The organism is Microbacterium sp. MYb64 (assembly GCF_002979495.1).
GTDB classification, from domain to species: domain Bacteria; phylum Actinomycetota; class Actinomycetes; order Actinomycetales; family Microbacteriaceae; genus Microbacterium; species Microbacterium azadirachtae_A.
Map to the genome: position 1 here is coordinate 346300 of NZ_PCOW01000002.1, position 14533 is coordinate 360832.

At 67.8% G+C, this 14533-nt stretch carries 16 protein-coding genes; 12 read left to right on the forward strand and 4 right to left on the reverse strand.

The genetic code is table 11. The annotated features are described in order from the left end of the window. Positions 1 to 24: 24 nt before the first annotated feature. Complete coding sequence (locus CQ044_RS03805; protein ID WP_258133155.1) at positions 25 to 240, reverse strand: hypothetical protein; 216 nt, start codon at positions 238 to 240, stop codon at positions 25 to 27. Here CQ044_RS03805 and CQ044_RS19720 point away from each other — a divergent pair. Then, positions 239 to 439, forward strand: a complete 201-nt coding sequence (locus CQ044_RS19720; RefSeq protein WP_258133154.1) for a hypothetical protein — start codon at positions 239 to 241, stop codon at positions 437 to 439. The genes CQ044_RS03805 and CQ044_RS19720 overlap by 2 nt on opposite strands. A 32-nt stretch (positions 440 to 471) precedes the next feature. Here CQ044_RS19720 and CQ044_RS03815 read toward each other — a convergent pair whose 3' ends face one another. Continuing rightward, complete coding sequence (locus tag CQ044_RS03815; RefSeq protein WP_258133148.1) at positions 472 to 957, reverse strand: PaaI family thioesterase; 486 nt, start codon at positions 955 to 957, stop codon at positions 472 to 474. Between the two features lie 108 nt (positions 958 to 1065). Between CQ044_RS03815 and CQ044_RS03820 the strand changes: the two genes are divergently transcribed. Further along, on the forward strand, positions 1066 to 2397 hold the full coding sequence (locus CQ044_RS03820; protein ID WP_105686942.1) for a PLP-dependent aminotransferase family protein: 1332 nt from the start codon (positions 1066 to 1068) through the stop codon (positions 2395 to 2397). Between the two features lie 317 nt (positions 2398 to 2714). Further along, the gene (locus CQ044_RS03825) at positions 2715 to 4076 is read left to right on the forward strand and encodes an MFS transporter (RefSeq protein WP_105686944.1); all 1362 of its coding nucleotides are present in this window, start codon (positions 2715 to 2717) and stop codon (positions 4074 to 4076) included. A gap of 49 nt (positions 4077 to 4125) precedes the next feature. Here CQ044_RS03825 and CQ044_RS03830 read toward each other — a convergent pair whose 3' ends face one another. Together CQ044_RS03830 and CQ044_RS03835 are read right to left on the reverse strand one after the other, a co-directional pair. Then, positions 4126 to 5139, reverse strand: coding sequence for a LacI family DNA-binding transcriptional regulator (locus CQ044_RS03830; protein ID WP_105686946.1), 1014 nt, complete (start codon positions 5137 to 5139; stop codon positions 4126 to 4128). A gap of 146 nt (positions 5140 to 5285) precedes the next feature. Next, positions 5286 to 6197 (reverse strand): LysR substrate-binding domain-containing protein, encoded by a 912-nt coding sequence (locus tag CQ044_RS03835; protein ID WP_105686948.1) that lies wholly within the window; start codon positions 6195 to 6197, stop codon positions 5286 to 5288. Positions 6198 to 6410: 213 nt separating this feature from the next. Between CQ044_RS03835 and CQ044_RS03840 the strand changes: the two genes are divergently transcribed. From CQ044_RS03840 to CQ044_RS03880, 9 genes are all read left to right on the forward strand, one after another. After that, positions 6411 to 7736 carry an extracellular solute-binding protein gene (locus CQ044_RS03840; RefSeq protein ID WP_105686950.1) on the forward strand — a complete coding sequence of 442 codons (1326 nt, stop codon included), beginning with the start codon at positions 6411 to 6413 and terminating at the stop codon, positions 7734 to 7736. Between the two features lie 77 nt (positions 7737 to 7813). Beyond that, on the forward strand, positions 7814 to 8677 hold the full coding sequence (locus tag CQ044_RS03845; protein WP_105687011.1) for a carbohydrate ABC transporter permease: 864 nt from the start codon (positions 7814 to 7816) through the stop codon (positions 8675 to 8677). Continuing rightward, entirely contained in the window at positions 8677 to 9624 is a 948-nt protein-coding gene (locus tag CQ044_RS03850) for a carbohydrate ABC transporter permease (RefSeq protein WP_105686952.1), read from the forward strand. Before CQ044_RS03845 ends, CQ044_RS03850 begins: the two co-directional genes overlap by 1 nt. Before the next feature lie 32 nt (positions 9625 to 9656). After that, on the forward strand, positions 9657 to 10499 hold the full coding sequence (locus CQ044_RS03855; RefSeq protein WP_105686953.1) for a sugar phosphate isomerase/epimerase: 843 nt from the start codon (positions 9657 to 9659) through the stop codon (positions 10497 to 10499). A gap of 117 nt (positions 10500 to 10616) precedes the next feature. Further along, entirely contained in the window at positions 10617 to 11387 is a 771-nt protein-coding gene (locus CQ044_RS03860; RefSeq protein ID WP_105686955.1) for a LamB/YcsF family protein, read from the forward strand. 5 nt (positions 11388 to 11392) lie between these two features. Further along, entirely contained in the window at positions 11393 to 12103 is a 711-nt protein-coding gene (locus CQ044_RS03865; protein ID WP_258133149.1) for an allophanate hydrolase subunit 1, read from the forward strand. Beyond that, complete coding sequence (locus CQ044_RS03870; protein ID WP_105686957.1) at positions 12100 to 13098, forward strand: biotin-dependent carboxyltransferase family protein; 999 nt, start codon at positions 12100 to 12102, stop codon at positions 13096 to 13098. The genes CQ044_RS03865 and CQ044_RS03870 overlap by 4 nt, the downstream gene beginning before the upstream one ends. Beyond that, complete coding sequence (locus tag CQ044_RS03875; protein ID WP_105686959.1) at positions 13095 to 13871, forward strand: SDR family oxidoreductase; 777 nt, start codon at positions 13095 to 13097, stop codon at positions 13869 to 13871. Before CQ044_RS03870 ends, CQ044_RS03875 begins: the two co-directional genes overlap by 4 nt. A gap of 10 nt (positions 13872 to 13881) precedes the next feature. After that, a partial coding sequence (locus CQ044_RS03880) for a 4-carboxy-4-hydroxy-2-oxoadipate aldolase/oxaloacetate decarboxylase (RefSeq protein ID WP_105686961.1) occupies positions 13882 to 14533 on the forward strand: 652 nt, incomplete at its 3' end.

Below are 14533 nucleotides of genomic sequence, written 5' to 3' on the forward strand. Positions count from 1 at the left end.
ACCCGTCCGCCCTCCAGGAGGAGCTCATCGACCATGCGATGCGACGAGCTGTTCCGGTGACGGCGTGGCGACGAGCGCGGACGGAAGAAAAGCCGCGACGAGGACGGCGGAGAGAAGCGCGATGCCGGCGTTGATGCCGATCGCGAGGTGCAGTCCGGGGAGGAGCGTCGAGGCTGCGACACCGGTCGCGATGGCTGACATCACCGGTGTGCCCAGGGTGATGCCGACCTGTTGGCTCATGGTGACCAGGCCCGTGGCGAGTCCTTGCTGGTCGCTGGGCGGAAGCAAGAGGCTCCGCCACCCCGAAATCGGGGAACTCGAGCTCGGCTACGAAGTCCTGCATCTGCCGGAAGGCAACGGCCAGCGCATCCTCACCCACACCGCTGAACCGGGCAGTGCTTCGGCTGCGGCGCTGCGATTGCTCAGCTCCACGATCTAGTGGCCGTCCACGCGTCGCCGAGCCGACCCCGATCACCGCCCCCGGGCACTGTCCCCGCGGAGGGTCATGACGACGCTGGTGACGGTCGCGACCGGCTTGCCGTCGCCGCGAGTGATCTCGCACTGGTAGTGGCTCACGGCTCGTCCCGTGTGGGTCGCGTACGCGGTCGCGCGCAGCCGCCCGTTCCACACGGGCCGCAGGAAAATCGCCCTGAGATCGATGCTGGTGAACGACTCGTCCGGCTCCATCGCCGTGGACTGCGCGGTGCCGATCGCGGCATCGGCCAGTTCGACGAGCATGCCGCCGTGCACGGTGCCCTGCTGGTTGCCGTGCAGGGCGACGTCCGCATCCAGCTCGACCACGGCGCGGCGCAGGTCGATCGCGGTGATCGTGAACTGCAGGAGTCTCGAGATGGCGGTCGGGTAGAGCATGTGGGTGCGATCGGTCGGGTCCAATGTTCCGTCCAGCTGCTTGCGCAGGTACTCGAGCACAGGCAGGTCGTGAGTGGCTTGCCGCACGGGCTCCTCCTCGATGGCGGTGGTGCCTGCGACGCTAGCGACCTAGGGTAGGACGATCCAGTTATTGTCCTAGATACAAGCCCCCTCTCTCGCCTCCGAGGTCCGGAAGTGCCCGCTGCCTACAAGTCGATCGTGGATCGGTTCGCGACCTCGATCCGAGACGGGCACGTGCCCGCGGGCACGCGCCTGCCCACTCATCGGGCACTCGCGCGGGAGCACCGGATCGCGCTGGCGACGGCATCCCGCGTCTACGCCGAACTCGCTGCGATGGGTCTGGTCGCCGGTGAACCAGGACGCGGAACCTTCGTCCGTGACCAGCGCGGTCACGACGGCATCGAACCGTCCCGGCATCTTCCCGTTCCGCGGATCGCCGATCTCTCGTTCAATCAGCCGCTGGCCGCCGAGCAGACCTCCGAGTTGCGCCATGCGCTGAGGGAGCTGTCCACCTCCGGCAACCTCGAAGCCGTCCTCCACCAGCAGCCGCCGGGTGGCCGGATCCGTGAACGGGCCATCGTCGCCACACATCTCCTGGACCGCGGCATCGACGTGCCGCCCGCACGGGTGCTCCTCGCCAACGGCGCTCAGCAGGCCCTCGACGCCGTCCTGACGGCGACCACCCGCCCGGGCGATGTGATCGCCGCCGATGCTCTCACGTACCCTGGCTTCGCGTTGCTGGCCGCCGCGCACTCGCTCGAGATCGCACCGGTACCGGCGGGCGCGGCCGGCCCGGACCTTCAGGCCCTCGACCGGCTCTGCGCCACGCGACCGGTACGCGCGATCTACACGATCCCCACCGTCCACAACCCTCTCGGCTGGACTCTGGACCGGCCGACCCGCGAACGGCTCGTCGCGATCGCCCGTGCCCGCGACGCATGGATCATCGAGGACGGCACCTATGCGTTCCTCGACGAAGCGCCGCCACTGCCGGTGCAGGCGCTGGCCCCCGAGCGCACCTTCTACGTCGCCAGCCTCTCCAAGAACGTCGCCACCGGCCTGCGCTTCGGATTCCTCGTCGCACCCGGCACGCACGAGGAACAGATCGTCCGCAGCCTGCGCACGTCCACCTGGGGCGTCTCCGGCCTCATCACCGCCCTGGCCACCGGATGGATCGCGGACGGGACCGTCGCCCGACTCGAGAAGAGCCGCCGCGCCGATGCGGCCGAGCGCCAGGAGATCGCTCGCGCGGCCTTCCCTCAGCTCGACTACACCGCGCACCCTTCGTCGTTCTTCGGCTGGCTGCGCCTGCCGCCGGATCTCCGGGCGGACCAAGCCGCGTCGCACCTCGCCGACGTCGGCATACTCGTCACGACCGCCGAGGCCTTCGCCACGACCGATCACGCACCGCACGCCCTCAGACTCGCCCTCGCGACGCCGGCGATCGATCAGCTCGCCGACGTTCTCGAGCGGGTCAGCAGGACCGTCGATGCGATGCCCCTATGACGAATGTCGTGTCGGGAAAGTCGGTCGCAGAGCAGAGGATCAGACTCTCTCGCCTCGCGAAGTCGGATCCGATCCTGGCAATCTTCATGGCACAAGAATCTCGGATGAATTCGCAGAATTCCCGGTGTTCTCAGGGATTCAGGACGAGCTCCGGCAACGAGTTGGCACATCGCTTGTCGGGAGATCGGCCGATTCCTACAGTTTTCCGTACCTGGGGCACCAATGCTCCGGGGAGCAGATCAGCAGGCCCCGCATCCGTTCGCAGCGAACGACTCCCGACCGCCGGGCCTCCCTGAGATACCGCCAATGGAGGCGACATGACGAATTCCGTGGCTCCTAAGAAGACTCCGGCGAAAGCCGCGATAGCCTCCTGGGTCGGCACGACGCTCGAGTACTACGACTTCGCCGTGTACGGCACGGCGGCGGCGCTGGTGCTGAACGTCCTCTTCTTCCCACCAGAGCTGCCCGAGGGGATCAAGGTGCTGCTCAGCATGGCGACGTTCGCCATCGGGTTCGTGGTCCGTCCGCTCGGCGCGCTCATCCTGGGACCTCTCGGCGATCGCTTCGGCCGAAAGTTCGTGATGATGATCACGCTGTTCGGGATCGGCGCGTGCACTTTCCTGATCGGGTGCCTGCCCACCTACGACCAGGTCGGCATCCTCGCACCGATCCTGCTGATCGTCATCCGTATCATCCAGGGGCTGTCGGTCTCGGGGGAGCAGGCGAGCGCGATCACGATGACCCTGGAGCACGCACCCGAGCGACGGAGGGCGTTTGCGACGAGCTTCGTCACCAGCGGATCCGCATCGGGCGGTCTTCTCGCGACCGCGGTGTTCATCCCGTTCGCCGCCCTTCCTCAGGAACGGCTTCTGGCGTGGGCGTGGCGCATCCCGTTCTGGCTCTCGGCCGTCGTCGTGGTGGTCGCGTACGTGATCCGCCGCACTCTGGAGGAGCCGCCGGCCTTCCTGGAGACCCAGGCCATCAAGGTGCAGCTGTCGCCGCTCAAGCAGGCCACCCGGTTCCACTGGGCGACCATCATCCGCATCGCCGCCTGCGCGATGGTCGCGGGCATCAGCTACCTGTTCGCCGCCTTCTCGGTCTCGTTCGCGACCGTCGGCTACGGGCTCGACAAGCCGACGATCCTGTGGGTGCCCGTGTGCGCGAGCTTCTTGGCGATCCTCTACACGCCGCTCGCAGGGATGCTCGCCGACCGGATCGGCCGCAAGACGGTGTTCATCATCGGCGCGGTGGGCGCGGGGCTCAGCACGGCGCCCTACCTCTGGGCGATCACGCAGGGCGACTGGCCGCTGATCTTCGTGCTCGGCATCCTCTGCAACGGTCTCTTCTACTCGACGGCGAACGCCGCGTGGCCGGCCTTCTTCGCCGAGATGTTCCCCGGCCGCGTGCGCGTCTCCGGGCTCGCGGCGGGCACGCAGATCGGCTTCGCGATCGCGGGCGCCATCGGTCCTGTCGCATCGACGGCGCTCGCCGGTGCGGACCTCAAGGGCTGGGTGGGACCGGCCGCTCTGGCGATCGGGCTGATGGTCGTGGCGACGGTCTCGGCCCTGACCGCGAAGGAGACCCGCGGCTACACGCTCGACGAGATCGACGAACTGCAGCAGAGCGAGCAGGAGAAGGAGGCCGTCACCGCCTCCATCCTGCTGCCGAAGGCGGTCTAGCCGCCTCGGTGCCGACGACCGGCCCCTGGCCCGCAGCAGCGGCCAGGGGTCAGTCGTCCGTGCGAGGACCCGTCGACGCGCGCACGGTGAGGTGTGCCGAGATGTGGTCGATGCGGTCGGAGCGATCCCGCGTCGCGAACCGGCCGATGAGCATGTCCACCGCTGCTCGGCCGGCGCTCTCGCCAGGAGACGTGACGGTGGTGAGCGGCGGATGCGAGAACGATGCGCCGAAGATGTCGTCGCAGCCGACCACGCTGAGGTCGTCCGGAATCGCGACGCCGAGCTGATGGAAGCGGTCCAGGGCGCCGATCGCCAGCACGTCGTTGAAGAAGATGCACGCTGTGGCGCGGGTGAGGACGACGGCGTCTGCGGCCGCGGCGCCGTTGGCCAGGGTCGGCTGATACCTCCCGACCGCGACGATCTCCACGTCGCTCTCGCTCGCCGCTGCGGTGATCGCTTCGAAGCGCGTCCGGTCGGTCCAGGATGCGTGGGGACCGCGCACATACGCGATGCGCGTATGACCCAGCGAGTTCAGATAGTGGACGGCCTGCCCGAGCCCGGCCGGAGTGTCGATCACGACACCCGATAGGCCGGGCGCTGCACGATTGATGACCACCGTCGGTGCGACCTGGGAGACCGCACGCAGGGCCTCGTCGTCGATCCGCGGGGACGAGACGACGATGCCGTCGACCGTCCGTGCCATCTCCCGCAGCCATTGCTCCTCCATCGGCAATGACTCCTCCGTGCTGACGAGGAGATGGAGGTAGCTCGCGGCGCGGATCTGCGCCTGCGCGCCACGGATCACATCGAGGTTGAACGGGTTCGTGAGGTTGGGCAGCACCAGGGCGATCGTCCCGCGGGCGAGGCGGTTGTCCGCTGCGGGCAGCAGCGCCGAGGTGTAGCCCATCTCCTGCGCCTTGCTGGTGATCCGCTCGTACATGACGGTGCTCACGCGGTTCGGGTTCGAAAGAGCGCGGGACACGGTGGAGGGTGCGACCCCGCAGGCCTCGGCGATCTCCGTGAGCGTGACACGACGCTGGACGCGACGACCTGGAATGACCATGGCGGACTCCTCGGGCAATGAGATTGCCAATCGGCTCGGGGACACGGGCCGGATCGACGGGGTTCACCGATGCTATCGAACGCGGTGGGCACGCGCAGATGGCACGAACGGCAAAGATGCATGCCACACCGGCCTGGAGCAGGGACTCACCCTCCGACGTCCGCGTGCTCGGCCAGCACTCGTGACACCAGACGGCGGAGCACGCGCTCGACCGCCACGGCGGCTTCGCTGAGCGGCTCGTTCGCCGAGATGCAGAAGGCGAGCCTGATGGGCATGGGCTCGGCGAAGGGAAGCCGGACCAGCGTCGGATGCTGTGCGAGGTCGGGAATCGAGGCGCCCGGGAGCACGGTGCATCCGATGTCCTTCTCGACAGCGCTCAGCAGGCTCGGAACCGACTCCAGCTCACCCGCGATGCGGGGGAAGAGGTCATGGCGCTGGAAGCCGGCATCCACGGCCAGACGGATCGAATGCTGCCGGGTCGGCACGAGCATCGGCACGTCGGTGAGCTCCGCGAAGCCGATCGGCGACGGGAGCTTCCGCTTCTGGTGGGCGAGCACGGACAGCTCGTCGACGAACAGCGGCTCGACATGCACCGCGCGCAGCGACACGGGGGAGTACATGATCCCCATGTCGATCTGCCCGGTCGCGATCCCCTCGCTGATCAGGCCGCCGAAGTTCTCGCGGATGTGCAGGACGATGTTCGGGTACTCCCGGCGGACGGTCTGCAGGAGGGGAACCGTGAGCGATTGCGCAAGGCTGTACGGCGCCAGTCCCACCGAGACCCGTCCACTCGGTCCGTCGCCGCGGGCGCGCACCTCCATGAGCGCCTCGTCCATGCCGCGGAGGAGGTGCTGGGCATGCCGGTACAGGACGCGGCCGGCCTGCGTCGGGAAGACGCCCTGCTTGGAACGGGCGAGGAGCTGGACGCCGACCGATGCCTCCAGCGAGGTGATCTGCTGGCTCAGCGCAGACTGCGTGAGATGCAGTGCGATCGCCGCCCGGGAGATGCTGCCGAGGTCGACGGCCTTGACGAAGGCCTCGAGCTTCTTGCCGTCCATGGTCCTCCGCCTCTTCGCGTCCTCGACCTTTTCCCGATGATAACCAGGGCCGATGCGGTGCGATCCGCGATCGGGAGAACCGCGATGGGGGTATCGACGATCTGCGGATCGAACCCGTTCCGAACGCCATCCGCCGAAACATAGTGTGAGCCGCATCCCCGGAACCCGCCGGGGAAAACCCCACGGTGACAGCCAAGGAAGGCGGTACCACCGATGAAGAGATCCTCCCGAACACAGGCGGTCGCGGCGGCGGCAGGAGCAGTGCTGCTCCTCGCTCTGACCGCCTGCTCCACCGGAGCAGGACCGGCCGCGACGACGACGTCGGCGGCCCCGGAAAAGGACGACGGCAAGCCGCTGGAGGTCTGGTCTCGCAGCGGTCCTGAGGCGGCGAAGACGTACAAGGCCGTCTTCGACGCCTTCACGAAGAAGACGGGCATCGAGGTGAACTATCTGGCCACGGTGGAGTTCGAGACGCAGCTCCGTGCCCGTGCCTCCGCGAAGGATCTCCCCGATGTCCTGATCTACGACCAGGCCAGCATGGCCGGCTATGCCGACGACGGCATGCTGTTGCCGGTCGATCGCGCGGCGATCAAGGGTTCCAAGGACCTCTCGAACGAGTCCTGGAACTCGGTGAAGCTCACGGACGGCGCGTACTACGGCGTGCCGTTCAGTCAGCACGCGCAGGTCACCTTCATCCGGAAGGACTGGCGGGAGAAGCTCGGATTCGAGGTTCCGAAGACTCACGACGATCTCGTGAAGCTCGCGACGGCATTCGCCACCGAGGATCCCGACGGCAACGGCGTCGACGGTGACACGTACGGTATGGCCGTCCCCGGGACGACGGACCGCGGGTTCTTCGCCTGGTGGTCCGCGCCGTACATCTGGCAGCGCGGCGGCGAGATCGTCTCCGGCAAGGACGGTGCGTACAAGGCGGAGATCGACAGCGCCAAGAGCGTCAAGGGCATCCAATGGCTGGAGCAGTTCTTCTGCACGCCGAACCTCATCCAGCCGGGCGCGCTCACGAATGCCTCTGCCACGCCGTTCTTCGCAGAGGGCAAGGCGGGGATCTATCAGACGGGCCCCTATGCCTTCGCCAACTTCGACAAGGCGCCGGGCAAGGACAAGTACGAGGTGATCATGGCCCCTGCAGGCCCCGCGGGATCCACGACGCTGCAGGAACGCACGAGCATCTACTTCGGCGCGACGACGACCAAGCCCTCGAAGCAGAAGGCGCTCGCCGAGTTCCTGATCTCGGCGGAGGGTCAGAAGCTCGCGATGACGGCACCCGGTCAGCCGGTGGTCCGGCTTCCTGTCAACACGACGGTGGACGCGGTCGAGGTCTACGGCGATGCGCGCTGGGGTGTGGTGCAGGACCAGCTGAAGAAGTCGAGGATGTTCCCTTCCGACATCGACTTCACGACCGCCCGGCAGGACGTGGCGGAGACCCTGAACGCGACGTTCTCGCAATGTCCGAAAGACGTCTCGGGCGACATGAAGGAGCTCGCGGATCGGATCGACGAAGAGCTGGCGTCCCCGTGATCACTCTCACGAAGCCCTCCCGTGCGACTCACAGCGATGCGGGTCGCACGGGAGGCGCGTCCGCACGGCGGGCGCGGATGAAGCGGGGTGTGATCGTCTGGGGCTTCCTGGTTCCGGCTCTGCTCGTCTTCGCGTACTTCAAGTTCATCCCGATGGTCACGGGGATCCAGATGAGCTTCCACGAGGTGCGTCCGTTCCTCGGCGACGTCTGGGTGGGCCTCGACAACTACGTCGCGGTGCTGAACGACCCCAAGTTCCACGCCGCGATCTGGCACACCTTCGTCCTCGGTTTCGGTACGGCTGCGGGTGCGGTCATCGGCGGCATCGTGCTCGCGCTGGTCCTCGAGGGCGCGAGCAGGTATCTCTGGTTCGTCCGGACGGCGGCGTTCCTCCCCGTGGTCACGGCCACCGCCGTGATCGCCGAGGTCTGGCGGATCATCTACTTCCCGGCGCAGGACGGCTTCCTCAACTCGGTTCTCGGCGCGTTCGGCGCCCCGCCAGTGCACTGGCTCGAGGACCCGAACACCGCGCTGCTCTCCGTCATGGCCGTCGGGATCTGGCAGGGCGCGCCGTACAACATGGTGATCGTCCTCGCCGGCCTCGCCGCGGTGGACCGCTCCCTCTACGAGGCGGCCGCCATCGACGGCGTGAACATGATCCAGAGGCTCTGGTTCATCGTTCTCCCCGCACTGAAGCCCGCTCTCAGCATCGTGCTGGTCCTCGCGGCCATCCGCAGCCTCCGCGTCTTCACCGATGTCTGGGTGCTGACGAAAGGAGGCCCGTCGGGAGCCACGGACGTCTGGATGACGCGGGTGTACTCCCTCGGTTTCGAGCGCAATGAGGTGGGCGTCGCTTCGGCGGCCTCGATCATCCTGCTCGTCGTCACGGTGATCATCACGCTCGGCACCGCGGCGCTGCTGCGACGAGGAAAGGACGCGTGATGGCCCTCACCGACGGAACGAGCACGGCGACGGAGGCGATCGTCACGGCAGGCGCCCGGCGCCCGAGACGCCGGCGCGGCGAAGCCTCCGAGCGCTTCGACACCGCGCTCGGCTGGCAGGCGGGCCGGACGGCCTCGCTCGTTCTCCGCATCGCCCTCTGCATCGTCGTCCTCTACGTGTTCGCCGGGCCGATCGTCACGATCATCGCCGGCGCGTTCGACCTGAACTCGGATCCGACGAGGCTGACTCTGATCCCGGCGAACCCCAGCATGAAGAACTTCGAGGTCGCCGCCGATCGCGGGATCTGGTCGTTCTTCTGGAACTCGATCGTGATCGCGGGAGGCGGACTCCTGCTGCAGACGCTGCTCGCGGTCACCGCCGGCTACGCGCTGGCCCGGCATCGCTTCCGCGGGCGGGCGCTGATCCTGGGCCTCTTCCTCGCGACCATGATGCTCCCCGAAGAACTGGTGGCGGTGCCTCTTGCGGTCGTGCTCGGCGACATTCCGCTGACGGGCCTGAATCTCCGGGGCACGGTCTTCGCCGTGATCCTCCCGGTCGCGGCGTCGGCATTCTCGATCCTGGTGATGACGGCGTTCATGCGCGACATCCCGGACGAGATCGAGGAGGCCGCCCGCATCGACGGGGCGGGTGATCTGCGGCTGCTCTTCCAGATCATCCTGCCGCTGTGCAAGCCGGCCCTGGGCGTCGTGACGATCTTCGGCTTCATCGGCATCTGGGACCAGTACCTGCTGCCGCTGGTCGGAGCCAACAACACCACCAATTACACGATCACCGTCGCCCTGACGAGCTTCCGCGCGGACGTGCAGGTCGGCACCGGCGTGCTCCTCGCCGCGGCGTTCCTGGCTCTGATGCCGAGCCTGATCGTCTATCTGCTCCTGCAGAACTCGCTCGTCAAAGGCATCACGACCGGTGCGGTCAAGGGCTGAGCGCGCATCACCATGAGAAGAGGAGAAACAGAATGATCCTGTCCACCGTCACCGACGAGGTGACCCCCGATCGGTCGGTGGGAGCCTTCCGCAAGATCTTCACGATGGCCACGGCGCAGGGCGTGCGGAACTTCGAGATCCGGATGGTCGAGGCCAAGCGCTTCCCGGTCGTCGAAGCGGCGGCCTGGGGGCGGCTCAAGACGATCGCCGCGGAATACGGCATCCACTACTCCGCCGTCTCGCCCGGCCTGTTCAAGGCCGACCTGCACAGCGATCTGATCGGATTCCACTCGACGGAGATCCTGTCGATGAGCCTCGATCTGGCGGAGCGGATCGGTGTCGACACCCTCATCACCTTCGGTGTCGACCGCAGTCCGCTCGACGATGAGGGCGACTTCGCCCGGGTCGTCGACCTGCTGGGCGAGGCCGCCGACGTCGCTGCCGCGCGCGGATTCCAGCTGCTGCTCGAGAACATCCCGGGGTCCTGGGCCGACACCGGGGAGAACTGTCTGCGGTTGCTGGAAGGCATCGGCAGGTCCAACTTCGGCTACGTCTGGGACACCGGGAACCTCTACGAGGCGGAACATCGGCACTTCCGCGAGAGCTATGAGCTGCTGAAGCCGCACATCCGCAACGTCCACCTCAAGGACGGCCGCATCCTCGACGACCGGATGGTGTGGCAGCGCTTCGGCACCGGCGAGACCGACATCGCCGGCCAGATCGCTGCGCTCCAGGCGGACGGCTATCAGGGGACGCTCACGGTGGAGGCGAAGTGCGAGCCCCACGAGGACGATGACTTCATCGAATCGATGACCTATCTGCGCGGCGTCATGATTGGCAAGGAAATTGCCAAGCGTGGTCGAAGCGGCCACTGAAACCTCGGCAGATCCGGGGTAGTTCGGCACGAGCTGGGCACATGTTTGCACTGCGTGATGCCACCCGTTCTAGCCTGATCCATGACAGCGGAATCACGATGAGGAGAGGAGCTGACGATGACCCGGACGATCGATCTGGTCGCAGATCTCGGCGAGGGATTCGGCCCCTGGAGCATGGGAGATGACGCCGCGCTTCTGGACATCCTCACGTCGGCGAACGTCGCCTGCGGCTTCCACGCCGGTGATCCGCGGATCATGGACCAGACGGTCCGGGCGTGCACGCAGCGTGGAGTCTGCATCGGCGCTCACCCATCCTTCCCCGATCTGCAGGGATTCGGCCGTCGAGACATGGGCCTGACGGCCGAAGAGGTCCGCACCGACGTGCTGTATCAGTTCGGAGCCCTCCAGGCGATCGCCGCCTTCCACGGCGCGAAGATCTCCCACTTGGCGCCCCATGGCCGGCTGGGCAACCTGGTCGCGGTCCGCGAGGACTACGCGGATGCCGTCGCCACCGCGGCGTGGAGGCTCGACCCGGAGCTCATCGTCCTCGCACAGGACGGCAAGCTCGCCGACGCCGCCCGTGCGGCCGGTCTGCGGGTCGGGATCGTCGGAATCGCCGACAGGGCATACGAGGACGACGGCACGCTCGTGCGGCGCACCGAGCCGGGCGCCGTGATCCATGATGCGGAGGAGATCCGGCGTCGGACCGTGCGGATGGTGGTCGACGGCGTGATCGAAAGCCGCAACGGCGTCCCGATCCCCGTCGCGTGCGACACCGTCCTCGTGCACGGCGACACGGCAGGTGCGGTCGCACTCGCGCAGCAGATCCGGGACGGCCTGGAAGCTGCCGGCGTCGTGATCGCGCCTCTCGCGGACTGGCTGGAGTGAGTACCGTGCCGAACGCATCCGTCATCATCTCGCCCAGCGGGAATTCCGCTCTTCGGGTCGCGAGCACCCTGGCCGACAAGGAGGCCGGCTGGCGACTCGTCCATCACCTGGCCCGACTCGTCGACTCCTCGCGCGTGCCGGGAGTCGAGTGCGTCATCCCGACCTACGACGCGGCGTTGATCGAGATCGACCCGATCGACGTCTCCCTCGATCGCCTGCGCGACTACCTCGAGCACGTCGTCGAGGACCTGGACGCCGACCAGCCGCTCACCCAGACCCCGCGCACGTTCGACGTCCCCGTCCTCTACGACCTCGACGGGGAGCTCGACCTTCAGGACGTCGCCGACGCGCAGGGTCTGAGCGCGGCGGAGATCGTCCGCCTGCACAGCGAGCCGACCTACGTCGTGCGCTGCCTCGGCGCGCCGGGCGGTTCCCCGATGCTCGATGGCCCTCCGTTCCCGCACCCGGTGCCGCGTCTGGCGAAGCCCCGCCCGCACGTCCCTCAGGGAGTGGTCTCGGTCGCCGGACGGCAGGCCACGATCACGCCTGCGGCTGCGCCCGGCGGTTGGCGACTGGTCGGCAGGACGCCTCTGACCGTGCTCGATCTGCAGGCCGAGCCGTTCGTGCCGTACGAGCCAGGAGATCTCATCCGCTTCCGTCCGATCGGTCGGGACGAGTACGAGGCGCTGCGCGGAACCCGGATGGTGGCACGATGAGCGCCGGCACGCTGACCTTCACCGAAGCGGGCGCCACCCAGGTGACGGACCTCGGACGCCGCCGCGGACCGCGCTACGGCGTGCCGGTGAACGGCGCCCTCGACCAGCGTTCGGCCCGCATCGCGAACATTCTCGTCGGCAACCCCGACGAGGCCCCGCTGCTGGAGATCACGGCTCTCGACATCGAGTTCGTCGCCGGAGCCGACATCCTCCTGGCGGTCGCCGGAGCGGATGGTCACCTCACCGTGGATGGCGTGGGGCGGCCCTCGAACCAGCCGGTCTCCGTGCGTGCGGGGGAGACCGTCGCCCTGCGTCACCTCCAGGGCGGGCTGCGCGCGTACCTCGCCGTCCGCGGCTCGTTCGACGTGCCGCAGCTCCTCGGCAGCTGCGCGCCCGATTCCGTGCTGGGCTTCGGAGGGCACCTCGCCGGTGGCGCCTCGATTACGGTGCGACGCTCGACGGACGCGATCTTCAACGATCACTTCGCCGCCGAGCTGTACAGCCTCGACGTTCCGCGACCGTCGACGGGCTTCGTCGTCGATGTCACGGACGGCCCCGATCTCGACGACTTCGCCAACACGGCCGACCGCCTGTTCGCACAGCCATACCTCGTCACCCCGACCAGCAATCACATCGGGTTGCGGATGGTCGGCCCGTTGCCAGAGCGCCGGACGCACGGCGAGGTGCTGTCCCGAGGCGTGCCCGTAGGCGCCGTGGAGGTCCCGCCGGGGGAGGAGCTCCTCGTCCTGCATCGCGGGCGCGGTGTCACAGCGGGATATCCCGTGCTCGCAGTCGTGACCTCGGGTTCGCTCGACACTCTCGCCCAGGTGCGTCCGGGCGAGCGCGTCCGTTTCCGCAAGGTCTCATCCTCGGACGCCGCGGCGCGTGCGCGCGCCGACCGCGTCGAGCTCGAGGCTCTTCGTCTTCGCGTCCGGTCCGTGTTCTCGGCCCTGGACGCTCTCTCCACCTCAATCACCGGAAGGACCTTTTCATGACTTTCTCCGACTACCGTGTCGCCGTCGTCACTGGCGCGACCAGTGGCGTCGGCCGCGGCGCGATCGACCTCTTCCTCGCGAAGGGCCTCACCGTCCACGCGATCGCCCGTGACGAGTCACGACTCGCGGCGCTGGCGGAGAAGGGCGTGATCGCGCATGCCGTCGACGTGCGCGATACGGTCGCCCTCACTCGCGAGCTGGAGGGCATCGAAGCCGACATCGTGCTCAACAGCGCGGGTGTGAGTCGCCCGGGCAACCTCCTGAGTTCGTCGGCCGAGGACCTCGACGACCTCATCGAGGTGAACCTGACGGCGGTGATGCAGATCCTTCGCCTTGTCTATCCCGGCATGGTGGAGCGCGATCGCGGCCACGTCCTCAACATCTCCTCGATCGCCGGGCACTACAACTTCTTCGGACACACGGCCTATCACGCGACGAAGGCCGCGATCCATCAGCTCTCCCGTCAGCTGCGTAACGATGCCCTCGGCAAACGGGTCCGCGTGACGGAGCTCAGCCCGGGACGCATCGAGACGGAGATCTTCTCGCGCAACCTCGGGGGCACGCCGGAGACCGATGCCGCCGCCTGGGCCGAGTTCTACGAGGGCTTCGAGTCGCTCACGGTCGACGACCTCGTGTCGGCGATCGAGTTCGCGGTGGACGCACCGGCTCACGTCAACATCGGGCTCATCGAGCTCATGCCGACATTCCAGGTTCCGGGCGGTCTCACCTTCGACCGCCGCCCGCAGGACGCGCTCACGCAGGACGCAGAGTAAGGACGACGCCATGGTTCACGTCACCACGAAGATCGAGCGGGCGAGTGCGTCCGACATCGCCCGTCTCGGCGAGTTCACCTCGGCGACGATCCACGAGGCTCAGGGACGTCGCGGGGCTCTCGACTCCCGCATCAAGCCCATCGATCGCGACACGTCGTTCGTCGGCTCCGCGTTCACCGTGGTCTGCGCGCCGCGGGACAACCTGATGCTGCAGGTCGCGATCCACTACGCGCAGCCGGGCGACGTGCTCATCGTGGCCGCCGGTGGCTTCCCGGAGGCAGGGATGTTCGGCGACGTGCTGGGCAATGCCTGCAAGGCGAAGGGCATCGCGGCTCTCGTCACCGACTCCGGAGTCCGGGACACCCAGGAGCTGCGTGCGCTCGGCCTTCCCGTGTTCTCCGGGAGCGTGTCGATCAAGGGCACGGTCAAGGAGACCCTCGGTGCGCTCAACCAGCCTGTGGTCTTCGCGGGCGAATCCATCCGCCCCGGAGACGTCGTCAAGGGCGATGCGGACGGCGTGGTGGTCGTCCGGCGCGAGGAGGTGCGTGAGGCGGCGGAGCTGTCCGCAGCACGTGACGCCCACGAGGCCACGCTGATCGAGCAGTACTGGGCCGGGCGCACGACCATCGATCTCTGCAACCTGACCGAGGTGCTGAAGGCCA

What these genes read in the sequence shown, in the direction of transcription:
- CQ044_RS03860 (WP_105686955.1), top strand. Translation starts at nt 10,617, where the DNA reads ATGACCCGGACGATCGATCTGGTCGCAGATCTCGGCGAGGGATTCGGC.
- CQ044_RS03870 (WP_105686957.1), top strand. Translation starts at nt 12,100, where the DNA reads ATGAGCGCCGGCACGCTGACCTTCACCGAAGCGGGCGCCACCCAGGTG.
- CQ044_RS03845 (WP_105687011.1), top strand. Translation starts at nt 7,814, where the DNA reads ATGAAGCGGGGTGTGATCGTCTGGGGCTTCCTGGTTCCGGCTCTGCTC.
- CQ044_RS03825 (WP_105686944.1), top strand. Translation starts at nt 2,715, where the DNA reads ATGACGAATTCCGTGGCTCCTAAGAAGACTCCGGCGAAAGCCGCGATA.
- CQ044_RS03855 (WP_105686953.1), top strand. Translation starts at nt 9,657, where the DNA reads ATGATCCTGTCCACCGTCACCGACGAGGTGACCCCCGATCGGTCGGTG.
- CQ044_RS03850 (WP_105686952.1), top strand. Translation starts at nt 8,677, where the DNA reads ATGGCCCTCACCGACGGAACGAGCACGGCGACGGAGGCGATCGTCACG.
- CQ044_RS03805 (WP_258133155.1), bottom strand. Translation starts at nt 240, where the DNA reads ATGAGCCAACAGGTCGGCATCACCCTGGGCACACCGGTGATGTCAGCC.
- CQ044_RS03830 (WP_105686946.1), bottom strand. Translation starts at nt 5,139, where the DNA reads ATGGTCATTCCAGGTCGTCGCGTCCAGCGTCGTGTCACGCTCACGGAG.
- CQ044_RS19720 (WP_258133154.1), top strand. Translation starts at nt 239, where the DNA reads ATGGTGACCAGGCCCGTGGCGAGTCCTTGCTGGTCGCTGGGCGGAAGC.
- CQ044_RS03875 (WP_105686959.1), top strand. Translation starts at nt 13,095, where the DNA reads ATGACTTTCTCCGACTACCGTGTCGCCGTCGTCACTGGCGCGACCAGT.
- CQ044_RS03835 (WP_105686948.1), bottom strand. Translation starts at nt 6,197, where the DNA reads ATGGACGGCAAGAAGCTCGAGGCCTTCGTCAAGGCCGTCGACCTCGGC.
- CQ044_RS03840 (WP_105686950.1), top strand. Translation starts at nt 6,411, where the DNA reads ATGAAGAGATCCTCCCGAACACAGGCGGTCGCGGCGGCGGCAGGAGCA.